At 70.5% G+C, this 22696-nt stretch carries 24 protein-coding genes, 1 tRNA gene and 3 pseudogenes; 10 read left to right on the forward strand and 18 right to left on the reverse strand.

Going from position 1 to position 22696, the window contains the following annotated elements; genetic code table 11:
* Positions 1–41: 41 nt before the first annotated feature.
* The 4 genes and pseudogenes from AV521_RS51390 to AV521_RS34045 form a co-directional block, all read right to left on the reverse strand.
* Positions 42–443, reverse strand: a complete 402-nt coding sequence (locus tag AV521_RS51390; protein WP_076094023.1) for a hypothetical protein — start codon at positions 441–443, stop codon at positions 42–44.
* Positions 440–787: a hypothetical protein gene (locus AV521_RS34035; RefSeq protein ID WP_076094025.1), complete on the reverse strand. Its 348-nt coding sequence runs from the start codon at positions 785–787 to the stop codon at positions 440–442. Before AV521_RS34035 ends, AV521_RS51390 begins: the two co-directional genes overlap by 4 nt.
* Positions 781–1061: pseudogene (locus tag AV521_RS51395) on the reverse strand (ATP-binding protein); the annotation flags it as partial. The pseudogene AV521_RS51395 and the gene AV521_RS34035, both read right to left, overlap by 7 nt.
* A gap of 29 nt (positions 1062–1090) precedes the next feature.
* Positions 1091–1384: pseudogene (locus AV521_RS34045) on the reverse strand (NUDIX hydrolase); the annotation flags it as partial.
* Between AV521_RS34045 and AV521_RS34050 the strand changes: the two are divergent.
* Positions 1384–1752 (forward strand): annotated as a pseudogene (locus AV521_RS34050) (tyrosine-type recombinase/integrase); the annotation flags it as partial. The pseudogenes AV521_RS34045 and AV521_RS34050 sit on opposite strands and share 1 nt — an antisense overlap.
* Before the next feature lie 97 nt (positions 1753–1849).
* On the opposite strand, the gene AV521_RS34055 reads toward AV521_RS34050, so the two are convergent.
* The 3 genes from AV521_RS34055 to AV521_RS34065 form a co-directional block, all read right to left on the reverse strand.
* Positions 1850–1923, reverse strand: a tRNA-Pro gene (locus AV521_RS34055).
* Between the two features lie 66 nt (positions 1924–1989).
* Entirely contained in the window at positions 1990–2751 is a 762-nt protein-coding gene (locus tag AV521_RS34060) for a Pr6Pr family membrane protein (RefSeq protein ID WP_076094027.1), read from the reverse strand.
* A 78-nt stretch (positions 2752–2829) separates the two neighbouring features.
* Positions 2830–3753 (reverse strand): metallophosphoesterase, encoded by a 924-nt coding sequence (locus tag AV521_RS34065; RefSeq protein ID WP_076094028.1) that lies wholly within the window; start codon positions 3751–3753, stop codon positions 2830–2832.
* Between the two features lie 115 nt (positions 3754–3868).
* Here AV521_RS34065 and AV521_RS34070 point away from each other — a divergent pair, with 115 nt between their 5' ends.
* Positions 3869–4336, forward strand: a complete 468-nt coding sequence (locus AV521_RS34070) for a GatB/YqeY domain-containing protein (protein WP_076094030.1) — start codon at positions 3869–3871, stop codon at positions 4334–4336.
* A gap of 90 nt (positions 4337–4426) precedes the next feature.
* Here AV521_RS34070 and AV521_RS34075 read toward each other — a convergent pair whose 3' ends face one another.
* Positions 4427–6751, reverse strand: a complete 2325-nt coding sequence (locus AV521_RS34075) for a transglycosylase domain-containing protein (RefSeq protein WP_076094031.1) — start codon at positions 6749–6751, stop codon at positions 4427–4429.
* 517 nt (positions 6752–7268) lie between these two features.
* Between AV521_RS34075 and wblA the strand changes: the two genes are divergently transcribed.
* Positions 7269–7607: a transcriptional regulator WblA gene (gene wblA, locus AV521_RS34085; protein WP_023547781.1), complete on the forward strand. Its 339-nt coding sequence runs from the start codon at positions 7269–7271 to the stop codon at positions 7605–7607.
* A gap of 306 nt (positions 7608–7913) precedes the next feature.
* Here the strand turns inward: wblA and AV521_RS34090 are convergent, their stop codons facing one another.
* Both AV521_RS34090 and AV521_RS34095 read right to left on the reverse strand, forming a co-directional pair.
* Positions 7914–9281: an ArsA family ATPase gene (locus AV521_RS34090; RefSeq protein WP_076094035.1), complete on the reverse strand. Its 1368-nt coding sequence runs from the start codon at positions 9279–9281 to the stop codon at positions 7914–7916.
* A complete protein-coding gene (locus AV521_RS34095; RefSeq protein WP_076094037.1) occupies positions 9278–10255 on the reverse strand; it encodes an ArsA-related P-loop ATPase in 978 nt (325 codons plus the stop codon). Before AV521_RS34095 ends, AV521_RS34090 begins: the two co-directional genes overlap by 4 nt.
* Positions 10256–10398: 143 nt before the next feature.
* Between AV521_RS34095 and AV521_RS48075 the strand changes: the two genes are divergently transcribed.
* The 4 genes from AV521_RS48075 to AV521_RS34115 all read left to right on the forward strand — a co-directional run bounded on the left by AV521_RS48075 (position 10399) and on the right by AV521_RS34115 (position 12864).
* Positions 10399–10560 carry a DUF4177 domain-containing protein gene (locus tag AV521_RS48075; protein WP_003975360.1) on the forward strand — a complete coding sequence of 54 codons (162 nt, stop codon included), beginning with the start codon at positions 10399–10401 and terminating at the stop codon, positions 10558–10560.
* Entirely contained in the window at positions 10557–11021 is a 465-nt protein-coding gene (locus AV521_RS34105) for a RidA family protein (RefSeq protein ID WP_076094038.1), read from the forward strand. The genes AV521_RS48075 and AV521_RS34105 overlap by 4 nt, the downstream gene beginning before the upstream one ends.
* A 65-nt stretch (positions 11022–11086) precedes the next feature.
* Entirely contained in the window at positions 11087–12028 is a 942-nt protein-coding gene (locus AV521_RS34110; RefSeq protein ID WP_079249529.1) for an NUDIX hydrolase, read from the forward strand.
* On the forward strand, positions 12025–12864 hold the full coding sequence (locus tag AV521_RS34115) for an MBL fold metallo-hydrolase (protein WP_076094040.1): 840 nt from the start codon (positions 12025–12027) through the stop codon (positions 12862–12864). Before AV521_RS34110 ends, AV521_RS34115 begins: the two co-directional genes overlap by 4 nt.
* A 3-nt stretch (positions 12865–12867) precedes the next feature.
* Here AV521_RS34115 and AV521_RS34120 read toward each other — a convergent pair whose 3' ends face one another.
* From AV521_RS34120 to AV521_RS34140, 5 genes are all read right to left on the reverse strand, one after another.
* Entirely contained in the window at positions 12868–13353 is a 486-nt protein-coding gene (locus tag AV521_RS34120) for an SRPBCC family protein (protein ID WP_076094042.1), read from the reverse strand.
* A gap of 14 nt (positions 13354–13367) precedes the next feature.
* The gene (locus tag AV521_RS34125) at positions 13368–14255 is read right to left on the reverse strand and encodes an RNA polymerase sigma-70 factor (RefSeq protein ID WP_076094044.1); all 888 of its coding nucleotides are present in this window, start codon (positions 14253–14255) and stop codon (positions 13368–13370) included.
* A gap of 105 nt (positions 14256–14360) precedes the next feature.
* The gene (locus AV521_RS34130; RefSeq protein ID WP_107481106.1) at positions 14361–15848 is read right to left on the reverse strand and encodes an alpha/beta hydrolase; all 1488 of its coding nucleotides are present in this window, start codon (positions 15846–15848) and stop codon (positions 14361–14363) included.
* A gap of 123 nt (positions 15849–15971) precedes the next feature.
* Entirely contained in the window at positions 15972–16796 is an 825-nt protein-coding gene (locus AV521_RS34135) for a nucleotidyltransferase domain-containing protein (protein ID WP_076094046.1), read from the reverse strand.
* Positions 16797–16883: 87 nt separating this feature from the next.
* On the reverse strand, positions 16884–17558 hold the full coding sequence (locus AV521_RS34140) for a Crp/Fnr family transcriptional regulator (RefSeq protein WP_023547771.1): 675 nt from the start codon (positions 17556–17558) through the stop codon (positions 16884–16886).
* Positions 17559–17834: 276 nt separating this feature from the next.
* Here AV521_RS34140 and nth point away from each other — a divergent pair, with 276 nt between their 5' ends.
* From nth to AV521_RS34155, 3 genes are all read left to right on the forward strand, one after another.
* Positions 17835–18845 carry an endonuclease III gene (gene nth / locus AV521_RS34145; protein ID WP_107481107.1) on the forward strand — a complete coding sequence of 337 codons (1011 nt, stop codon included), beginning with the start codon at positions 17835–17837 and terminating at the stop codon, positions 18843–18845.
* A gap of 54 nt (positions 18846–18899) precedes the next feature.
* Positions 18900–19595: a CoA pyrophosphatase gene (locus AV521_RS34150; RefSeq protein WP_076094050.1), complete on the forward strand. Its 696-nt coding sequence runs from the start codon at positions 18900–18902 to the stop codon at positions 19593–19595.
* Positions 19596–19695: 100 nt separating this feature from the next.
* The gene (locus AV521_RS34155; RefSeq protein WP_076094053.1) at positions 19696–20895 is read left to right on the forward strand and encodes a MarP family serine protease; all 1200 of its coding nucleotides are present in this window, start codon (positions 19696–19698) and stop codon (positions 20893–20895) included.
* A 37-nt stretch (positions 20896–20932) separates the two neighbouring features.
* Here AV521_RS34155 and AV521_RS51400 read toward each other — a convergent pair whose 3' ends face one another.
* The 3 genes from AV521_RS51400 to AV521_RS34170 all read right to left on the reverse strand — a co-directional run bounded on the left by AV521_RS51400 (position 20933) and on the right by AV521_RS34170 (position 22671).
* The gene (locus AV521_RS51400; protein WP_076094055.1) at positions 20933–21112 is read right to left on the reverse strand and encodes a hypothetical protein; all 180 of its coding nucleotides are present in this window, start codon (positions 21110–21112) and stop codon (positions 20933–20935) included.
* A 138-nt stretch (positions 21113–21250) separates the two neighbouring features.
* Entirely contained in the window at positions 21251–22186 is a 936-nt protein-coding gene (locus AV521_RS34165; RefSeq protein ID WP_076094056.1) for an alpha/beta fold hydrolase, read from the reverse strand.
* Positions 22183–22671: a phage holin family protein gene (locus AV521_RS34170; RefSeq protein WP_076094058.1), complete on the reverse strand. Its 489-nt coding sequence runs from the start codon at positions 22669–22671 to the stop codon at positions 22183–22185. Before AV521_RS34170 ends, AV521_RS34165 begins: the two co-directional genes overlap by 4 nt.
* Positions 22672–22696: the final 25 nt, after the last annotated feature.

The following is a 22696-nucleotide window of genomic DNA, read 5'->3' on the forward strand; positions in this document are numbered from 1 at the left end:
CCAAGGCCGTCCTCACCCTGGAGAGTCACCGCTGAAGAAGCTCAATGAGGATCGGGGCTGTTGATGTGAATGCTGCGGTGGCGTTTGAAGTCGTTTGCGCATGGGGGAAGTTCCGCGCTCTGACGGTGTGAGAGCGGCAGGAAGAGCACTGGCCGAATCGTCCATGTGATGCGGGTTCCGGCGTGGGTCACTGACACCGTGCATGGCTCGGCGCGTAGAAGGGCTCGCCTGGTCTTGATGCCGTCGCCGTACAGCCAAGCCCATGCTTGGGCGGAGGCGTCGGAGTCCAGCGCCGGTGAGATGGTGCGGAGAGTGACCGCGACCCATCTGTCCGCCTGAGGTGCCGAGTACGCGTCGAAAGCTGCCCGGAGTGCCGGCGGCTGGCCACTGCCGAGGTCCTCAGTCCAGCACTCGCACCAGTAGCCGCGCACGGGTCCCGTCACGATGCCGCTCCTCTGGGGGAGGCCACGAGCGCGTAGCGCGTGTTCTTGTCGTACAAGGTGAGTTGGTAGGCCGTTCCTGTGGCCAGATACGCGAGGGCTCGTTCGTGCTCCGGCTCATTGGTGAGCCAGTGGCGGCCCGGCTGTGAGTATGCGGCGTCGAGCTGGTCCGCGATGTGACTCGTACGCTCCCGAAGCCAGCGCAGCGCCAGGCGGGGACTTGTGGCGGCGTGCGACCCCAGCGTGACGGAACGGACCTCGTGGAAGGGGTAGGCAGCGGCCCAACACTGATAGGAGCCGTACTGCCCGCCCGTATGTAAGTCCTCAGCAAGGGCCGTCGTCAGCATGACTGTCCCCCTGGGCCCAGCTGTGCGAAGAGTTCCGCGGTAACCGTGTGGCCGCCGTCGCTGTCGTGGACCACGACCCGGTGAGCGATCGCGCTGACCATGCCCAAGCCACAGCCGTGCTCGGCGTCCTCAGCCTGGGCTTGACCTTCGGGGCCGTCGCCGCGCCTCCGTCGTCCGTGACGGACAGGGCGATCACCTGCGGGGAGACCGCGAGGGCCAGGTGGAACCTGCCGGACTCCAGACCGCTGGCCGTGTGAACAAGTTCCTTTGTGCTGGTAGGCCGCCATGTGTAGCGGGTTCGGGCTAGACGAGTTTCACGCCATCGTGGGCGCGGATGGCCGGCGGGGACGTCGCGTCGAGTGCGTCCAGGACGCGGATCGCGTACGCCTCGTCGGCAAGCTCGGTGACCTCTTCACGGGTGGCCCAGCGCAGTGCGCGGGTCTCGTCACCGGTGGTGGGCGTGCCGTCGGCGGCTTCACAGCGGAAGACCAGCGAGACGATCAAGCCCTTCATGTTCTTGTACACGCCGGTCAGGGTCGCGGGAAGCGCGATCTTGATGCCGGTCACTTCGAGGACTTCGCGTTGCAGAGCCTCGGGGGCAGCAATTCGAGGATCAGGGGTGGGACCGGCTCGCCGCCGATGAGGAGTGGGAGGAACACGGCCTCGTCTTCTCCTCGGCCGTGGGTAAGCCGCTCGACGCTGCCAACGTCCGGCGTGCCTTCCGCCAGGCGCTCAAAGGCATCGACGGGATCAACGCGGACGAGTGGACGCCGAGGGAGCTGCGGCACAGCTTCGTGTCCCTGCTGTCCGACCGGGACGTCCCGCTGGAAGAGATCTCCCGGCTCATCGGGCACTCCGGGACGGCCGTGACCGAGGAGGTCTACCGGAAGCAGATCCGGCCCGTGATCCAGACCGGGGCTGTGGTCATGGACGGGATCTTCGGAGCGCAGGAGCGGCGTTCGTAGACACGCGAAAAGCGGTAGTCACGCAGTTAGACACGCAGACCAAACAGGTGAGGCACCTACTAGTGACTAGTAGGTGCCTCACCTGCTGTTACGGCTGTCGGGGTGGCGGGATTTGAACCCACGACCTCTTCGTCCCGAACGAAGCGCGCTGCCAAGCTGCGCTACACCCCGATGTCGCTGCTTCCCGCGGCGACGACGTTTACTTTAGCCCACCGGTGGCCGTAGACGAAATCCGGTTTAGACGCGGCGGCGGACCGGGGTGGGGCGGGTGTGGTCGATGGCCACCAGGAAGACGGCCAGGGCGTACATCGCGAGGCCCAGGAGGAGGGCGTTGGCCAGGGTGCCGCGGTAGCCGTGGGCGGCCACGTCCAGGAAGGGGTAGAGGTAGCGGGCCGGGGACGAGGGTGTGAGGACGGCCGCTCTGCCCAGTAAGAAGGCCAGGTAGGCCAGGGGGTAGAGGAGCCAGGTGGCCGCCTGGCGCAGGTGAAGGCGGGCCGCGGGCGTGAGCAGCAGCCAGTCCAGCACGGCCGCCGTCGGCGCGATCGTGTGCAGGATCTGCAGGGTCGCCCACTGGCCGTGCCAGCGCACCGGGGCCGTTGTCGCGGCGGTCATGGAGAACGGCGGCGTCGTGTGGGCCAGCAGCAGGTGGTAGACGAGCGCAGTGATCACGACGTAGAGGAGTGTGGCGCCGGTCACGGTGGGCGACAACGGGCGGCGGGCCCGCCGCGCCCTCGACGCCGACAGGAACATGGCGATCGCCAGCAGGATGTTCGCCTGGACGCCGAAGTAGCTCAGGGTGCGGTCCGGGGTGCCCAGGAGGAGCTCCAGGGCCACACCGGCTGCCGCCACCACGGCGGTCAGGAGGCGGAAGAGCGCGACCGCGGGGCGGCGGACCGGCGCCACCACCGCCGCGGCCGGGACAGGGGCGCGCAGCAGCGGGGGCGTGGTGGCCGGGACCGCGGGCAGGTCCGGGATCTCCCTGGGTATCGGGGCGGTCATGCCCTCACGCTAGGAGCGGGCGAGGGGTGCGGCCATGTGGCGTAGCCCGGGTGGGTTACCTCCCGGAAGACCCCGGTCCTAGCGCCCCACCAACGTCAGCAGCGTCGCCTCCGGTGGGCAGGCGAAGCGGACCGGGGTGTAGCGGTTGGTGCCACAGCCCGCTGAGACGTGGAGGTAGGAGGTGTGGCCGTCCGCCGTGTGGGCGGAGAGGCCCTTCACCCGGTCCGTGTCCAGGTCGCAGTTGGTGACGAGGGCGCCGTAGAAGGGGATGCACAGCTGGCCGCCGTGGGTGTGGCCGGCCAGGACCAGGGGGTAGCCGTCCGCCGTGAAGGAGTCCAGGACGCGCAGGTACGGGGCGTGGACCACGCCCATCGAGAAGTCGTAGGTGCCTGAGGGGCCGCCCGCCACCTGGGCGTAGCGGTCGCGCTTGATGTGGGGGTCGTCGAGGCCGGTCAGCTCGATCGAGACGCCCTCGGCCTTCAGGACACCCCGTGTGTTCGTCAGGTTCAGCCAGCCCGCCGTGTCGAAGCCGTCGCGCAGGTCCTCCCACGGGTTGTGGATGGCGCCGACGGCGGGCTTGTTGCCGTTCAGGCCGTGGCGGCCGTTCGCCTTCTCCATCAAGTAGCGGGCGGGGTTGCGGAGTTTGGGGCCGTAGTAGTCGTTGGAGCCGAAGACGTACGCGCCCGGGAACTCCATCAGGGGGCCGAGGGCGTCCAGGACCTCCGGGACGCCCTCCGGGTCGGACAGGTTGTCGCCCGTGTTGATCACGAAGTCCGGGCGCAGGCCCGCCAGCGACTGCAGCCACCGCTGCTTCTTGCGCTGGCCGCTCACCATGTGGATGTCGGAGACCTGGAGCACGCGCAGCGGGTGCATGCCCGGCGGGAGGACCGGGATCGTCACTCGTCGGAGGCGGAAGGAGCGGGCCTCGAAACCCGCCGCGTACGCCAGACCGGCGGCGCCTGCCGCCATGATTCCCAGGGGTACTCCGTATCGCGCGCGCATACGTCCATCGTGTCAGACACCGGATGTACGACGTGACCGCCCGGCCTCCCCCGGACGCCCGGCCTGCGTTAAATCAGCGGGCGTTCGCCTTGGTGCACCTGCGACAATCGATCCCATGACCACCACGCTCAAGTCGAAGCTGCAGGACCACCTCAACGCCGCGATCAAGGGGCGAGACGAGCTCCGCTCCTCGACGCTCCGGCTGACGCTCGCCGCGATCACCAAGGAGGAGGTCGCGGGCAAGGAGAAGCGGGAGCTCACCGACGACGAGGTTCTCAAGGTGATCACTCGCGAGGCGAAGAAGCGCCGGGAGGCCGCTGAGGCCTTCGCGCAGGGTGGTCGGGCCGAGTCGGCCGAGCGGGAGAAGGCGGAGGGCGAGGTGCTCGCCGAGTACCTGCCCAAGCAACTGTCCGACGACGAGCTGAACGCGATCGTCGCCCAGGCTGTGGAAGAGGCGAAGGCGGCCGGTGCCGAGGGGCCGCGGGCCATGGGTGCCGTCATGAAGATCGTGAACCCGAAGGTGGCCGGCCAGGCCGAGGGCGGCCGCGTCGCCGCCGTGGTGAAGAAGCTGCTCCAGGGCTGAGCCCGGGCCCGGCCCGGGCCGGGCCCGGGCCCGNNGGCCGCACCCCTTCAGCTCAGGGTGCGGCCCCGCCGCCGTACTCGTACGACGGGACTACCCCCGCAACCCCCCGTTCCCGTTCCCCCTGCTTCCGCCGTTCGTCTGCCCCTGGACGAAGTTGCCCGGGAGGGAGATCGTCGGTGCCGGGAAGGCACCGCCGCCGGTCGTGTCACCCGTGGTGCCGTCCGTTGCCCCGCCCGTCAGACCGCCGATCAGGCCGCCGATCCCGCCCGTGCTGGCCCCGTTCTTGCCCCCGTCGTTCCCCCCGTGTCCTTTTCCCCGCCCGTCCCCCGGCTTCTTGTTGTTGTCGTCGGGGATGTTGATCAGGTGGAAGTTCTGCGCCGGCTTGCCCGCCAGCGCGCCGGTCATCATGTCGCGCCAGATCGGGCCGGGCACCTCACCGCCGAACACCTTCTCGTGCAGGACGCCGCCGATGGTGATGTTGGTCATCTGGCGCCTGTGCTGCGGGTCGCCGACCCAGACCGCGCCCGCCATGTTCGGGGTGTAGCCGACGAACCAGGCGGCGTAACGCTCGTCCGTCGTACCCGTCTTGCCCGCGCTCGGGCGGCTGCCGAGACCGGCCTCCTGGCCCGTACCGTCCTCGACCACGCCCTTGAGGAGCGTGCTGATGGTGTCCGCGGTCTTCTCGGACATCGCGCGCGAGCAGGTCGACTTCGGCACGTCCAGCGGCTTCTCCTCGCTGCCGACCTGCTGGGTGATCGACTCGATGGCGACCGGGGTGCAGTACATGCCGCGCGAGGCGAAGGTGGCGTACGCGTTCGCCATCGTCAGCGGCGACACCTCCTGGGTGCCGAGCGCGATGGACGGGGCCTGGTCCAGCGTGCGGCCGTCGGCACGCTGGACGCCGATCTTCTTCGCCATCTCGGTGACGGGACAGATGCCGATGTCGCTTATCAGCTGCACGTAGTAGGTGTTGACCGACTTGGCGGTCGCTTCCTTCATGCCGTACGGGCCGTGCTCGGACTGGTTCTCGTTCGTCAGCTTGGCCGGGTTGGTCGGGTCGTTGCGCCAGACCTTGCCGTCACACGCCTGCACCGGGCTCGGGTACGTCATCTGGTATGGCGACGGGTACTGCTGGGTCGGGGGCTTGCCGCCCTCGATCGCGGCCGCCGCGACGATCGGCTTGAACGTCGAACCGCCCTGGTAGCCCGCACCGCCGCCCATGTCCGAGTTGGCGGAGAGGTTGATCTGCGTCTCGTCCTTGCCGAAGCCGTACGGGCGGGACTGGCCCATGGCGAGGATCTTGCCCGTGCCGGGCTCGACGATGGTCGCGGCCGTCGCCACCGGGTCGGACTGGTAGACGTGGTCCTTGATGGAGGCCTGTACGGATTGCTGCGCCTGTGGGTCGAGGGTCGTACGGATCGTCAGACCGCCCTGGTTCCACAGCTTCGCCCGGGCCTCCCGGGTCTTGCCGAGGACCGGGTCGTTCAGGACGACGTCGCGGACGTAGTCACAGAAGAAGCCGGCGCCCTTGACCGCGGTGATGCAGCCGTTCTTCGGCCGGCTCGGGTTCAGTCCGAGCGGCGCCTTCTTGGCCTCGTCGGCGTCCTGCTGGGAGATGTCGCCGACCTCCGCCATCCGCTGCAGCACGACATTGCGCCGCCTGGTGGCCTCGGCCTCGTCGTTGACCGGGTCGTAGCGGCTCGGGGACTGCACGATGCCGGCCAGCAGCGCCGATTCCTGGAGGTTCAGGTCCTTGGCATGCTTGGAGAAGTACCGCTGGGACGCGGCCTCGACGCCGTAGGCCTGCTCGCCGAAGAAGGTGATGTTCAGGTAGTTCTCGAGGATCTTCTTCTTGCCGAGCTTCTCCTCGATCTGGATCGCGTACTTCAGCTCCTTGATCTTGCGGCCGAGGGTCTGCTGGGTGGCCTGGGCGACCTTCGTCGGGTCGTCGCCGGCCTCCTCGATGAAGTAGTTCTTCACCAGCTGCTGGGTGAGGGTGGAGGCGCCCTGGGCGACACCGCCTTGCTGCGCGTTCTTGTTCAGGGCGCGCAGCACACCCTTGAGGTCGATCGCGCCGTGCTGGTAGAAGCGCGCGTCCTCGATCGCGACGATCGCCTTCTGCATGTACGGCGAGATGTCCTGGAGGTCCACCACCGTACGGTCGCGGGAGTAGACGCTCGCGATCTGCTGGCCCTGGTTGTCCAGGATCGTCGTGCGCTGACTGAGCTGGGGACTCTTCAGGTTGGCCGGGATCCCGTCGAAGCTCTGGACCGAGCCCTTGGCCACGAGGCCCAGCGCGCCGACCGCGGGCAGCGCGATGCCCGCCATGACGGCTCCGGCGAGCACACTGACACCGAGGAACTTGGCGGCCTGCTGTGTTGGCGACAGACCACCACCCGAGCGCTTCTTTGGCATGGGGGCAGCCTAATCCGTACTCCTGAGCGTTCCGAGGGAGCGGCTCCCCCCGGGATGTTCGGGTGCCGGATCGTGACGGCAGCGCGACCTGACCTGCCTACGTTTCCATTTCCCGGACACGCGCGCAGGCCTTGGCCTAAGCTGCTCTCAACTGTCACAGCAGTACGGCCACGTATCAATACGTCCGGCGACCCCGAATCGTTCCGGGTGTACCCCGTTTTCTTACCCGGGGACGTGACCGTTCGTGAGGTGGAGGTGTCCGAATCCGCCTCCTGTGTTACCCGGCGTCCGTTGTGGCGCACCACAGCTGTCCCGGATTGCCGGGATGGTCGCGTATGTCGCCAGCTCACTCCCGCGGGTGATCTGCCGCTTACCCATAGTCCGTTCGGGCCATTCAAGATTGGGCCCGAAGGGGGTGTTGCGCTGTGCCCACCTTCCGTAACGTCCTCAACTGGCGGCGGTGAATATGCCGCTGCCGCCGTGGGGGAGCCTCGATTCGGGAGAGGACGGCGCCGGTATGGGCTGGGTAACCGACTGGAGTGCGCAGGCTGCCTGCCGCACTACCGATCCGGATGAACTGTTCGTTCAAGGAGCAGCGCAGAACAGGGCCAAGGCGGTGTGCACCGGATGTCCGGTACGCACCGAATGCCTGGCCGATGCGCTGGACAACCGCGTCGAATTCGGCGTGTGGGGAGGCATGACGGAGCGGGAGCGCCGCGCACTGCTGCGCCGACGGCCCACCGTGACCTCCTGGCGCAGGCTGCTGGAGACAGCCCGCTTGGAGTACGAGCGTGGCGTGGGCATCGTGCCCCTCGACAGCGACGAGGTGTACGAGCACTACGCGGCGGTGAGCTGAGTACATTCCCTCTGCCGAGTGGGGAAGCGTCGATCCGGCCTACGCCTGGGGAAGCCGTGATCGGCCTTGCGGCCCTGCCGGCGGACGACAGATACATGGTGGGCCTGTGCGGGCCTGCCGCCGTGTCCGCGGGACCACCTTTGCATCCGCGTGTGTCACATGTGCCGTCCCACATGCATGCGATGCACGTGCCGTACGCGCGTGTGCCACCCACGTACGTACGACTGACACCCACGCCTGCACGACAGTCACTTACGTGGGTACGACCGCCACCTCATGTGCTCGCGGCCGCGTCTGCCCTGTCCGCTACGCCGGCTCCGCCTGCTCCGCCGCGCCCGCTGCCAGCCGGGCGCCGATGTCGCGCAGGCCCGTGAGGTCGTGGACGTCGCCGGGCAGTGCGGGCACTTCGACCACCGCCACCTCGGGGTGACGGGCGATGAAACGGTCACGCGTGCGCTGCTCGCGCGAGAGCAACTGCATGCGATCGGCGTGCAGTCGCAACAGTCCCGCGGTGAGCCGGTCGACAGGGCGCTCCGTGTCGGCGGGGGAGCCTTCCTCGGAAGCAGGGGCGTCGGTTGCGGCCGGGGATGCGGGAGATCGCGAACTGCCGTATGGGTCGGGAGAGTTACGAAGTCCAGCTTTCCCGCCCCCCTGATCCACAATGCGGGGGTCGTCAAGATTTTCGGCGGCGGCGAGCGCCCGCTCGGCCGAGAGCCGGCCCGCGTCGGTGCCATGGACCCGGTTCAGTACCAGGCCCACCAGTGGCATCTTCTCCGCGGCCAGCCGCTCCACGAAGTACGCCGCCTCACGGAGCGCGTCCCACTCCGGGGCCGCGACCACCAGAAACGCCGTACCGGGCGCCTGGAGCAGCTTGTACGTGGCGTCCGCGCGCGTGCGGAACCCGCCGAAGGTGGTGTCCATCGCGGCCACGAAGGTCTGGACGTCCTTCAGCAGCTGGCCGCCCAGCAGTTTGCCCAGGGTGCCGGTCATCATCGACATGCCGACGTTGAGGAAGGCCATGCCCGCGCGTCCGCCGAGCTTGGCGGGGGCCGTCAGCAGGCGGATGAGGCGGCCGTCGAGGAAGGAGCCCAGCCTCTTCGGTGCGTCCAGGAAGTCCAGCGCCGAGCGGGACGGCGGGGTGTCGACCACGATCAGGTCCCACTCGTCCTTCGCGCGCAACTGGCCCAGCTTCTCCATCGCCATGTACTCCTGCGTGCCCGCGAAGCCCGCCGAGAGCGATTGGTAGAAGGGGTTGGCCAGGATCGCGGCCGCCCGCTCGGGATCCGCGTGCGCCTCCACGACCTCGTCGAAGGTGCGCTTCATGTCGAGCATCATGGCGTGCAGTTCCCCGTCGCCCTCGGTGCCCTTCACCCGCCGGGGCACGTTGTCGAGGGAGTCGATGCCCATCGACTGGGCCAGCCGCCTGGCCGGGTCGATGGTGAGGACGACCACCTTGCGGCCCCGCTCGGCCGCCCTGAGCCCGAGGGCCGCCGCGGTCGTCGTCTTGCCGACCCCGCCCGAACCGCAGCACACCACGATCCGGGTCTTCGGGTCGTCCAGCAGCGGATCGAGGTCCAGCACGCGTGCGGGGGAGAGATGCCGGACCTGCTCACGGGCCTCGGCGGACTCGCACCCCTCGGCTGTCTCCTGTGCCTCGGCCGGGTCCGGACTCATGACACCCCCTGCTTCCGCAGCTCGGTGGCGAGTTCGTACAAACCCGCCAGGTCCATGCCCTCGGCGAGCAGCGGCAGTTCGCCCAGCGGGAGGTCCAGCTCGCCGAGGGCCACGCGCTGCTCCTGCTCCAGCGCGTACCGCTCGGCGTACTCCGCGGCCTGCCGCAGCAGTGGGTCCACCAGCTTCTCCGCGTTCCCGCCGCGCCGGGCCCCGCCCAGCCCGGCCGCCGACAACGCCTGTGCAACCGATGAACGCTCCACGGTCCGTACGAGTTCCAGGTCGGACGCGTCCAACACCTCCGGCCGGACCATGTTCACGATGACCCGGCCCACCGGAAGCCGTGCGGCGCGGAGTTCGGCGATGCCGTCGGCGGTCTCCTGGACCGGCATCTCCTCCAGCAGCGTCACCAGGTGCACCGCCGTCTCCGGCGACTTCAGCACCCGCATCACCGCCTGCGCCTGATTGTGTATGGGGCCGATCTTCGCGAGGCCCGCCACCTCGTCGTTCACATTCAAGAAGCGGGTGATGCGGCCGGTGGGCGGGGCGTCCATGACGACGTAGTCGTACGCGAACCGCCCCTTTTTGTCCTTGCGGCGCACGGCTTCGCACGCCTTGCCGGTCAGCAGGACGTCCCGGATACCAGGTGCGATGGTGGTGGCGAAGTCGATCGCGCCGAGCTTCTTCAGGGCGCGGCCCGCCCCGCCGAGCTTGTAGAACATCTGGAGGTAGTCCAGAAGGGCCAGTTCGGGGTCTATGGCCAGGGCATACACCTCGCCGCCCCCGGGAGCGACCGCGATCTTCCGCTCCTCATACGGCAACGCCTCCGTCTCGAAGAGCTGGGCGATGCCCTGCCGGCCCTCGACCTCCACGAGAAGCGTCCGCTTCCCCTCGGTCGCGAGGGCCAGCGCCAGTGCGGCGGCGACCGTCGTCTTTCCGGTCCCGCCCTTGCCGCTGACGACCTGGAGCCTGCTCACGTCTTCGAGACTAACCAGTCCGGCCGACGGGCACGCCCGGGGCTGTGGATAACGGTCGTCACACTCGGGCCGCCCGCCCCGGGGACGGCGCCCGCCGCGGGCGGCCGCGTTCCCCGGTGGTCACAGCGGCTACAGTCGGCCCCATGACCAAGTGGGAATACGCAACCGTGCCGCTGCTCGTCCATGCCACGAAGCAGATTCTGGACACCTGGGGCGAGGACGGCTGGGAGCTCGTCCAGGTCGTGCCGGGGCCCAACAACCCCGAGCAGCTCGTGGCCTACCTGAAGCGGGAGAAGCAGGCGTGAGCGCGGTCGAGGCCAAGCTGGCCGAACTGGGCCTGACCCTGCCGGAGGTCGTACCGCCCCTGGCCGCGTACCAGCCGGCCGTCCAGTCCGGTGTGTACGTCTACACCGCCGGCCAGCTGCCGATGGTCGAGGGCAAGCTGCCGGTCACCGGCAAGGTGGGTGCCGAGGTCACGCCGGAGGAGGCCAAGGACCTGGCCCGCACCTGCGCGCTGAACGCGCTGGCCGCGGTGAAGTCCGTCGCCGGTGATCTGGACCGCATCGCGCGCGTGGTGAAGGTCGTCGGCTTCGTCGCCTCCGCGTCCGACTTCACCGGTCAGCCCGCTGTCGTCAACGGCGCCAGCGAACTGCTCGGCGAGGTCCTCGGCGACAAGGGCGTGCACGCCCGCAGCGCGGTCGGCGTCGCGGTGCTGCCCCTGGACGCGCCGGTCGAGATCGAGATCCAGGTCGAGCTCGCCCCGTAACCCTGCGAACCCGCTGACCTCGGGCACCTCTCGAACATTCGCTCTCCACGGGATAGCCTCCGGCCATGGCGAACGGTCAGTGGTATCCCCCGGAGTGGCCGGACCGTATCCGCGCGCTCGCGGACGGCACCCTCACCCCGGTGTCCCCGAGACGCGCGGCCACGGTTCTGCTCCTGAAGGACACCGAGTCCGGCCCGGTCGTCCACATGCTGCGCAGACGCGCCTCCATGGCCTTCGCCGGGGGCGCGTACGCGTATCCGGGGGGCGGCGTGGACCCGCGCGACGACGACCGTCTGGTGCGCTGGGCGGGCCCCACGCGCGCGTGGTGGGCCGAGCGGCTCGGCGTCGACGAACCGGGCGCCCAGGCGATCGTCTGCGCGGCCGTGAGGGAGACGTACGAGGAGGCGGGCGTGCTGCTCGCCGGGCCCGACGCGGACTCGGTCGTCGGCGACACCACCGGGGACGACTGGGAGGCGGACCGGGCCGCGCTGGTCGCGCGTGAGCTGTCCTTCGCCGAGTTCCTCGACCTGCGCGGCCTGGTGCTGCGCTCGGACCTGCTGGGCGCCTGGACGCGCTGGATCACCCCGGAGTTCGAGGCCCGCCGCTACGACACCTGGTTCTTCGTGGCCGCCCTGCCGCAGGGCCAGCGCACCCGGAACGCCTCCACGGAGGCCGACCGCACGGTGTGGATCCGCCCCGCCGAGGCCGCCGCCGGCTACGACAAGGGCGACCTGCTGATGATGCCGCCCACCATCGCCACGCTCCGCCAGCTGACTCCGTACGCCTCCGCGGCCGCGGCGCTCGCGGCCGCCCCCGGGCGCGACATGACCCCGGTGATGGCCGGTGCCCGCCTCGTGGACGGCGAGATCGTGCTGTCCTGGCCGGGGCACGACGAGTTCACCAAGCACATTCCCACGGCCGCGACGAACGCCGAGGCGGACGTTCCGACGACGGCCGGGCCGAGAGCGCGGACGACCGCCGAGACGAAGGGCGGAAGCCCCGCATGACCGACGCAAGCGCCCTGCCGGGCCAGCCCCGCGGCCAGGTGCTCTCCGGCCCCGCCACCGAACGGGCCGTCAACGTCCTCGCGCCCAACGCCTCCGCGATGACCCTGGACGGCACCAACACCTGGATCGTCGCCGAGCCCGACTCCCATCTCGCCGTGGTGATCGACCCGGGCCCGCTGGACGACGGCCATCTGACCAATGTCGTGAACATGGCCGAGAAGGCGGGCAAGCGCATAGCCCTGACCCTGCTCACCCACGGCCACCCCGACCACGCCGAGGGCGCCGCCCGCTTCGCGGAACTGACCGGCACGCGCGTGCGTGCCCTCGACCCGGCCCTGCGCCTGGGCGACGAGGGCCTGGCCGCCGGGGACGTGATCACCGTCGGCGACCTGGAGCTGAGGGTCGTGCCGACCCCCGGGCACACCGCGGACTCGCTGTGCTTCCATCTCCCGGCCGACCGGGCCGTGCTGACCGGCGACACCATCCTCGGGCGCGGTACGACGGTCGTGGCGCACCCGGACGGCCGCCTGGGCGACTATCTGGACTCGCTGCGCCGGCTGCGCTCGCTGACGGTCGACGACGGCGTGCACACGGTCCTGCCGGGGCACGGGCCGGTCCTGGAGGACGCCCAGGGCGCCGTCGAGTTCTACCTCGCCCACCGCGCCCACCGGCTCGCCCAGGTGGAGACGGCGGTCGAGGACGGCTACCGCAGCCCGGCCGAGGTCGTCGCGCATGTGTACGCCGACGTGGACCGCTCCCTGTGGCCGGCGGCGGAGCTTTCCGTACGGGCCCAGCTGGACTATCTGAGCGAGCACGGGCTGATCCAGCCGATGTGACGCCTACCGGGTCGTCGGAGTCCTCCTCGTCGGAGGCTTCGCGGCCGGACCGGTCAGCGCCTTCTCGGCCGCCTTGAGGATGTTGCCGAAGGTGCGGGTGATGACCGGGCGGGCCAGGAACCGGGTGAGGAAGCCGCCGAGCAGCGGGAGCGGGATCTCCGCCCGGGTCGTCCAGCGGACGAGCGTTCCGGCGTCCGTCTCGCTGAACGTCATCCGCCCGAGTTCATGCCGGGCCGGCGGCACGCTGCGCTCCACGACGTACTCCGTGGCGTACGGCGGTTCGTACACGCTGATGCGTTCCCGGAACCAGCCGATCAGCCAGAGGTGGTTGCGGATCGCGCCGACGCCGTAGGGCGCGCCCTCGCCGTGCCGGGCCAGCCGGCAGCGCAGCACCAGGGGCGAGGCGGTGTAGTGGGTGGTGGTCGTGAGCCAGGCGAACACGTCGTCGATCGGGGCGTCGATGACGCGTTCCACGGTCATGGTCTCCATACCTGTCGGCCTCCTCAGCCGAGTGCTCCTCTGTCGAGTGGGCGCACCATGTCGGCGCGGTCCAGCTTGTCGGGGTTGCGCATGCCGTAGAGGCCGGTGATCCGTCCGTCGCGGATCTCGAACGCCACCAGCCAGTCCAGCGCGCCGCCGGTGACGAACCGGGCCGCGGGCATGCCGTTGTAGCGGGCGGGTTCGATCCGGGCCGTCGTCGCGCTGGTGCGGTACACGCCGAGCACGAACCGGGCGACGTCGTCGCGCCCGACGACCGGGCGGCGGGCGGCGGTGACCTTCCCGCCGCCGTCGGAGATCACCACGACATCGGGCGCGAGCAGATCCATCAGCGCCTGCACGTCCCCGTCCGCCGCCGACCGCATGAACCGCTCGACGATCTCCCCGGTGGCGGCGGAGTCGGGCTCGAAGCGGCGGCGGCGGGCGTGGACGTGCCCACGCGCGCGGTGCGCGATCTGCCGGACGGTGACCTCGGCCTTGCCGATCGCGGCGGCGATCTCACCGTGGGTGTAGCCGAACACGTCGTGCAGCACGAACACCGCGCGCTCGGTCGGGTTCAGCGTCTCCAGGACCAGCAGCATGGCCATCGACACCGACTCCGCCAGGACCACGTCGTCGCCGACCTCGGGTGCGGTGCGGATCGGCTCGGGCAGCCACGAGCCGACGTACTCCTCGCGCCGGGACTTGGCCGCTCGCAGGTGGTTGAGTGCCTGCCGGGTCACCGTCCGTACCAGGTACGCGCGCGTGTGCTCGACGCTGGCCCGATCGACCTCCCGCCAGCGCAGGTAGCTCTCCTGCAGCACGTCCTCGGCGTCGGCGGCGCTGCCCAGCATCTCGTAGGCGATGGTGAACAGCAGCGGGCGGTGCTCGGTGAAGGCATCCTCGGCGGCCATGATCCGGCTCGGCTCCTCTCTTCGGACGGCACTGAGACACGTCGGCTCGGAAAACCGTGACAGCCATGTGCTATGACTCGCGTCACAGCGCATTCCGCCCCGGGGCTACGGCGCCGGCGACGCGGGGCAGGTGGCGTTCTCGGCCGGAAGCCTCCCCGTGAGCAGATAGCCGTTGCCGGCGCGGTCCATGCAGGCGTTCCCGTCGAACAGGTACTGGCCGTGGTTGCCGCCGCCCGCGACGACGAGGCGGGAACTGGACAGCGCCTGCTGCATGCGCCGCGCGCCCACGACCGGGGTCGCCGGGTCGTCCTTGGCCTGCAGCAGCAGGACCGGCGGCACCTTCATCGAGCCGATCTTCACGGGCTTGGCCGTCGGGGCCTTCCAGTACGCGCAGGGCGCGCTGTACCAGGTGTTCAGCCAGGCGAACAGGGGCGCCTTGGGGGCGGCCGCCGCCGTGTCCCGGTGCCAGGTCGCCCAGTCGCGCGGCCAGGCGTCGTCCGCGCAGTTGTAGGCGAGCTGGGCCGGGTCCACGCCGCCGAGGGCCAGCTGGTCGGTCGCGGCGAGCAGCGTGCGCGCGTTCCCGCGCCGGTAGTCCGAGACGGCCTGGGCCACGTCGCCCCAGAGCAGATCGGTGTACATGGCGGAGGCCAGCAGATCGTCCAGCTCGGCGCTGCCCGCGCGGCCTCCGGCGGGGTGGGCGGCCAGCTTCGTACGGACGGCGTTCCACGCGGCCGACACCTTCGCCCGGCTGCCGCCCAGGTGGTAGGTCGCGTCCTTCCCGGCCGCCCAGGCGAAGAACTGGCCGGCCCGGTGCTGGAGCGCCGGATCCTGCTCGTACTGCGAGCCGTAGGTGGTGACCTTCGGATCGACGACGCTGTCCAGAATCATGCGGCCGGTGTGCGCGGGGAACAGCGTCGCGTACGTCGCGCCGAGCCGCGTCCCGTACGAATAGCCGAGGTAGTCCAGCTTGTCGCGGTGGAACGCGCTACGGATCCGGTCCATGTCGCGGGCCGCGTTCTCGGTGGTGATGTACGGCAGCAGGTCCTTCGCGTGCGTGGAGCACTGCTCGGCGACCCTGCGGGCGACCGTGCTGCGCGCACGTTCCTGAGCCGCGGTCGCGGGCGTGTACGGCGCGGCCGGATGCTTGATCAGTTTGCTCGTGTCGCCGCAGGAGACGGGCGTGCTGGCACCGACGCCGCGCGGGTCGAAACTGACCACGTTGTACGCCGTGCCGACGTCCTCGGGCAGCGAGCTCCACACCAACTTGGCCGTACCGATGCCCGGTTCGCCCGGCCCGCCGGGGTTGACCACGAGGGTGCGCGGGGCGTTCAGAGCGCCGGCCATGGACAGGGTGAGCTTGATCTGACGGCCGCTCGGCCTGGCGTAGTCGAGCGGCACCTTGAGGGTGGCGCAGTACGTGCCGCGCGGCGCGTCGGAGCCCGCGGGACAGGTGGACCAGTGCAGGGCCGCGGGGCCGGTGACCGTGGCGGCCGACGCCGCGTGGGCCGCCTGCGGTCCGGCGGCGGCCACGAGCCCGAGGGCGGCGGCCAGCGCCGCGCCACGCCGGACGAAGGGAGAGTGCGCTCGGGTCAACGTCGGCTGCCTTCCGGTCGGTTCGCTGCTGCCGGAGGCAAGATGAGGCCGGGGGCAGGAGGGTTGCCCGGGGACGGGGGTGTCTTCCGGCCGACTTCGGAAGCGGCTTCCCGGTGGTCCGGGTCAGTCCTCCGGACGCGGGCTCTTCACGCCGTGCACGCGCGCGTACTCGTCGGCGAGCCAGGGGCCGAGGTCGTCCACGTACGACCGCAGCACCTCGGGATCGCCGACGGGCTCCTGGGCGTAGCGTGCCGCCGTACGCAGCTGTGCGGCCCGCTCGGGGTAGTAGGCGCCGCACACCTCGGCCATCTCGGGCAGATCGCTGGTCCAGCCGTTCCAGCGGGGCATGACGAGAGTGAAGCCCGTGCGGACCAGATGCCGGGACATGAAGCGCACGAGCGGCCGCCGGGCCTCCTCGGTGTCCTGGGCGCCCGCGATCCGCTCCCGCCAGCGGGGCAGCCACCGGCCCAGGTCGCCGTTGGTCTCGCGGGCGAGCAGGGAGTCGGGGCGGTAGCGCGGCAGATACTCGGCGAGGTCCTCACCGAGCAGCGGGGTGCACAGACAGGCCACGAACCAGCCCAGGTCGTACCGCTCCAGCTCGCTCAGCAGCCGGTCCCGGCCGTACAGCAGGCTGCTGACGCCGTCGATCTGCGGGAACTCCTTGTCGACGGCCTCGCCGAGCGCCCGCAGGACCTCCCGGTCGGCGTCGGTCGGCTCGTCCACGAGCGCGACGAACAGGTCCAGATCGCTGCGTCCCACGCGCGCGGTGCCGCGCGGGACCGACCCGTAGAGGTAGGCGCTGTGCAGCCGGGACCCGAAGAGATCCAGTACCCGGTCACGCGCGTCGGCCACGACCGGGCGGAAAACGGCGGGCACGCGCGCGAGGGAGCCTTCGCGCGCGATGAAGCCCTGGTCGTCGAGGCCGTGCGGGACGGGGGGTTCGGGCATGCGCCCACTGTGCCCTGTGCGATGCGGAAGTGCGGCACATTTTCGGCGCCGGCCGGCATCGAACAGCCCGTTCGGCCAGGACCGGCGTCAGCGGGACCGCTTCGCCAGCCTCTCCACGTCCAGCAGGATCACGGCCCGCGCCTCCAGGCGGAGCCACCCGCGCTGGGCGAAGTCCGCCAGTGCCTTGTTCACGGTCTCGCGCGAGGCGCCGACCAGCTGGGCCAGCTCCTCCTGTGTGAGGTCGTGGACGACGTGGATGCCCTCCTCGGACTGCACGCCGAAGCGGCGCGAGAGGTCCAGCAGGGCGCGCGCCACGCGGCCGGGGACGTCGGAGAAGACCAGGTCGGACATGGCGTCGTTGGTCTTGCGCAGACGGCGGGCGACGGCGCGCAGCAGGGCGCCGGCCACCTCGGGCCGGGCGTTCAGCCAGGGCTGGAGGTCACCGTGACCGAGGCCGAGCAGCTTGACCTCGGTCAGCGCGGTCGCGGTGGCCGTACGCGGGCCGGGGTCGAAGAGCGACAGCTCGCCGATCAGCTCGCTGGGGCCGACGACGGCGAGCATGTTCTCGCGGCCGTCGGGGGAGGTGCGATGCAGCTTGACCTTGCCCTCGGTGACGACATACAGCCGGTCCCCGGGGTCGCCCTCGTGGAAGAGGGAGTCGCCGCGTGCGAGGGTCACCTCACTCATGGAGGCGCGAAGCTCCGCGGCCTGCTCGTCGTCGAGAGCCGCGAAGAGCGGGTTGCGCCGCAGAACGTCGTCCACGAGTTCTCTCCTTGTCGACCTGCTCAGGGGATCTTGCTCCCCCGTGGTACCAGGGGACCGTGCTCCCCATCTTGCCGGGCGGTCCAAACAGTGTGATCTGTCACAAGGATGCCGCACAGGTGTCCCGAGGTAAGCGTCAGGGGTCCAATCGGGGGCCGATCCTCGGGGTCCGAGGCGGATGTCGGTGCCGGGCTTTAGGCTGGCCGGGTGTCCAAAACGCCGGTGAGAGCACAGGACAAGGGGGCTTAGCGGGTGGTTGTACGTCGTGATTCCGCTGTGGGCGAACAGAGCTCCGGCGATGGTAAGAAAACCGGAAAAACGGCAAAAAAGGTCACGGCGAAGAAGGCTGCGCCGGTGAAGAAGGCCGCTGCGGAGAAGCCGGCCAGGAAGACAGCGCCGGCCAAGAAGGCCGTGACGAAGAAAACCGTGCAGGCCAAGAAGGCCGCGAAGAAGGCGGCGCCCGCGAAGACCGCTGAGAAGAGCGCCGAGAAGGTCGCCGTGAAGCCTCCGGCACAGGAGTCCCCTGCCGCCCTGGTCCGCCGCGCCCGCCGCATCAACCGCGAGCTCGCCGAGGTGTATCCGTACGCCCACCCGGAGCTGGACTTCGAGAACCCCTTCGAGCTGCTGGTCGCCACCGTGCTGTCGGCCCAGACCACCGACCTGCGCGTCAACCAGACGACCCCCGCGCTCTTCGCCAGGTACCCGACCCCCGAGGACCTGGCAGCCGCCAATCCGGAGGAGGTCGAGGAGATCCTGCGCCCCTGCGGGTTCTTCCGGGCCAAGACCAAGTCGGTCATAGGGCTCTCCAAGGCCCTGGCCGAGGACTTCGGCGGCGAGGTGCCCGGGAGGCTCGAAGACCTGGTCAAACTGCCGGGCGTCGGCCGCAAGACCGCCTTCGTGGTCCTCGGCAACGCCTTCGGCCGGCCCGGGATCACCGTGGACACCCACTTCCAGCGGCTGGTCCGGCGCTGGCAGTGGACCGACGAGACCGACCCCGACAAGATCGAGGCCGCCGTCGGCGCGCTGTTCCCGAAGACCGAGTGGACCGACCTGTCCCACCACGTGGTCTGGCACGGTCGCCGGATCTGCCACGCCCGCAAGCCCGCCTGCGGCGCCTGCCCGATCGCCCCGCTCTGCCCGGCCTACGGCGAGGGCGAGACCGACCCCGAGAAGGCCAGGAAGCTCCTGAAGTACGAGAAGGGCGGCTTCCCCGGCCAGCGGCTCAAGCCCCCGCAGGCCTATCTCGACGCGGGCGGCAAGCCGGCCCCGCCCCTGGGGGCCGCGTGACGGAACGATCCCGGGGCCCTCGGGCGTTGGACGGACAGAGCGACGGGGGTGGCGATGGCGAGGGCCAGTGAGACGCGGGGCGGCGCGGTGACGCTCAGCAAGGCGGGGCTGCCGGACTGGCTGGCGCCCGTGGTGCGGGCCGCCGAGACGATCGAGCCGCTCCAGCTGAGCCGCTTCCTGCCGCCGGAGAACGGCTCGGGGCGGCAGTCCGCCGTGCTGATCCTGTTCGGCGAGGGCGAGCACGGCCCGGAGCTGCTGCTGATGGAGCGCGCGGGCTCCCTGCGCTCGCATGCCGGGCAGCCGTCCTTCCCGGGCGGCGCGCTCGACCCCGAGGACGGCGACCCGCACACGGACGGACCGCTCAGAGCCGCGCTGCGCGAGGCCGAGGAGGAGACCGGCCTCGATCCGTCCGGCGTCCAGCTCTTCGGTGTGCTGCCCGCGCTGTACATCCCGGTGAGCGGTTTCGTCGTCACGCCCGTGCTCGGCTGGTGGCGCGAGCCCAGCCCGGTCGGCGTCGTCGATCCGAACGAGACGGCGCGGGTGTTCACGGTCCCCGTGGCGGATCTCACGGACCCCGCCAACCGCGCCACCACCGTCCATCCCAGCGGACACCGCGGCCCGGCATTCCTGGTCGAATCGGCCCTGGTGTGGGGTTTCACGGCCGGAGTGATCGACCGCCTGCTGCACTTCGCGGGCTGGGAACGCCCCTGGGACAGGGAGAAGCAGGTCCCACTCGACTGGCGGTCATGACAGGGTGTCGTCCGTGCGGTGTCATTCCGGGGGCAACCCCCGGACCCCCGGCCGGGCCCGCGGCCCGGCGAGCGGAGCGGAATAGGCGAGGCCTGAAGCAGTGAACGTGCTGGACATCCTGTTGCTGGTCGCGGCCGTGTGGTTCGCGGTCGTCGGCTACCGCCAGGGCTTCGTCGTCGGCATCCTGTCGGTGATCGGGTTCCTGGGCGGCGGCCTCGTCGCCGTGTACGCGCTGCCCGTGATCTGGGACGCCGTGACCGACAACGCCGACGTCGGCACCACCGCCGCCGTGGTCGCCGTGGTCGTCGTCATCGTCTGCGCCTCCGTCGGCCAGGCCCTGACCACCCACCTCGGCAACAAGCTGCGCCGGTACATCACCTGGTCCCCGGCCCGCGCCCTGGACGCCACCGGCGGCGCGCTGGTCAACGTCGTCGCGATGCTCCTGGTGGCCTGGCTGATCGGCTCCGCCCTCGCGGGTACGACGCTGCCGACGCTCGGCAAGGAGGTCCGCGGCTCCAAGGTGCTCCTCGGCGTCTCCCGGGCGCTGCCCGCGCAGGCCGACACCTGGTTCGCGGACTTCTCCTCCGTCCTAGCGCAGAACGGCTTCCCGCAGGTCTTCAGCCCGTTCGCCAACGAGCCGATCAAGGACGTCCAGCCGCCCGACCCGGCGCTCGCGAACAGCTCGGTGGCCCTGCGCGCCCAGCGCTCCATCGTCAAGGTGACCGGCACCGCGCAGAGCTGCGGCAAGGTCCTGGAGGGCACCGGATTCGTCTTCGCCGACCGCCGGGTCATGACCAACGCGCATGTCGTCGGCGGCGTCGACTCACCCACCGTCCAGATAGGCGGCGAGGGCCGCAAGTACGACGCCAAGGTCGTCCTGTACGACTGGAAGCGCGACATCGCCGTACTCGACGTACCCGATCTGAAGGCGCACACCCTCAGGTTCTCCGCGCGGGACGCGGCCGGCGGGGACGGCGCGATCGTCGCGGGCTTCCCGGAGAACGGCTCGTACGACGTGCGTGCCGCCCGGGTGCGCGGGCGCATCACGGCGAACGGCCCGGACATCTACCACCGCGGCACCGTCCGCCGCGACGTCTACTCGCTGTACACCACCATCCGCCAGGGCAACTCGGGCGGCCCGCTGCTCACCCCCGACGGCCGGGTGTACGGCGTGGTGTTCGCCAAGTCCCTGGACGACGCCGATACCGGTTACGCCCTCACGGCGGACGAGATCCAGCCCGACATCCAGCAGGGACGTACGGCGAACGAGCAGGTGGGTACGGACAACTGCGCCCTGTGACCCCCGGGAGGGTGTGCGTGTGCCCCTCCTCGGGGGTTCAGCCGCGCGGGTGACGCAGCCGCACCGAGACCCAGCGGGCCCGGCGGCGCAGGATGCGCGGGATCCCCACGCGAAGGTCCCCCTCCGCGAGTTGCGGGTTGCCTCGCTGAGGCGTGCTCAGACCTGCGGTCGAGCGGCGGTTGCGGGGTGCGTCACTGTAGTCGTGCGTCCAGCCCATACCCCGACGTGTGCCCCTGCCCGAAGGTCGATAACCGCCTGAGCGCCGCCCAATTGGCCTATGCGGCAGGCATGTGGCCGTTCGGGGGACAAGTGTTCACGATCCGGATACTCCACGCATCCAAACGTGACTGTACGGTCACCGGTCCGGCTCGGGATCCTTCAGCCAGTTGACCAGTTCCGTGGAGAACGCCGTCGGGTCCTCCTCGTGCGGGAAGTGTCCGAGACCGTCGAACAGGCGCCAGCGGTACGGCGCTTCGACGTATTCGCCCGAACCGGCCGCGCTGCGTGTGCGCGTCACCGGGTCCAGCGAGCCGTGCAGATGCAGCGTCGGCACCCGCACCGGCCGCCTCATCCGCCGGTTGAACTGGATGCCGTCCGGGCGGGCCAGCGAGCGCACCAGCCAGCGGTACGGCTCGATCGCGCAGTGCGCGGTCGACGGGATGCACATGGCCCGCTGGTACGTCTCCACCGCCTCGTCCTCCGGCGGCTGCGGACCGGACCACTCCCGGATCAGCCGGCCCACCAACGCCCCACCATCAGCGGTGAGTTGACGCTCCGGAAGCCAAGGCCGCTGGAAACCCCAGATGTAGGAGTTGGCGGCCGTCTGCCGGGCGTCCCGCAGCATCGCCGAGCGCCAGCGCCGCGGATGCGGCATCGACACCACGGCGAGGCGCCGGACGAGCTTGGGCCGCATCGTCGCCGCCGTCCACGCCAGATAGCCGCCCAGGTCGTGGCCGACCAGCGCCGCGTCCGGCTCGCCGAGCGAGCGGATCACGCCGGTGACGTCGAGGGCGAGGTTGGCGGGGTCGTACCCGCGGGGCGTGCGGTCGCTGCCGCCGACGCCCCGCAGGTCCATCGCCACCGCCCGGTAGCCCGCGTCCGCGAGCGCGACCAGCTGGTGCCGCCAGGTCCACCAGAACTGCGGGAAGCCGTGCAGCAGCAGCACCAGGGGGCCGTCGCCGAGTTCGGCGATGTGGAAGCGCGCGCCGTTGGCGGCGACGTCCCTGTGCGTCACCTTTTTCCCGTGGGGAACGTCCATCCGTACCAGAGCCGAGGGGGCGGGGTCCGTCATGACTGTGAGCGTGCCACAGCTTCGATGGCCGCGGGGGTCCGGTCCTCGGGCAGCTCCGCGCGCGGGTGCGGCTTGGCGTTCTGCAGGACGCCCGCCGTCTCCTTCATCGACGCGGCCACCTTCTGCGGGCCCTGGCTCCTCTTGGCCTTCTTCGCGAAGGCCACGCCGATGATCCCGAGGAGGATGGCGACGAGCACGTTGGCCGCGAAGGACAGCACGAAGCAGATCGCCAGGTTCCAGTGGCTCCAGGTCCGGATGCCGTAGGCGAGGGCGAAGTTGAGCATCGGCAGGGAGAAGAGGAGCACCGCGGCCGCCACAGTGAAGGCGCCGCCGCTGACCGCGCCGCGCTTCACGTCCTGCTTCAGCTGGGCCTTGGCCAGGGCGATCTCGTCGTGCACCAGCGCCGACATTTCGGTCGTCGCCGAGGCGAACAGCTGGCCGATGCTGCGTTCGGCGCCGACCGGGCTGCCGTCGGGTGCGCTCATCGCGTTCTCCCTCAGTGGTCTCTCG

It is taken from the genome of Streptomyces sp. IMTB 2501, assembly GCF_001953885.1.
In the GTDB taxonomy this organism is placed as follows: domain Bacteria; phylum Actinomycetota; class Actinomycetes; order Streptomycetales; family Streptomycetaceae; genus Streptomyces.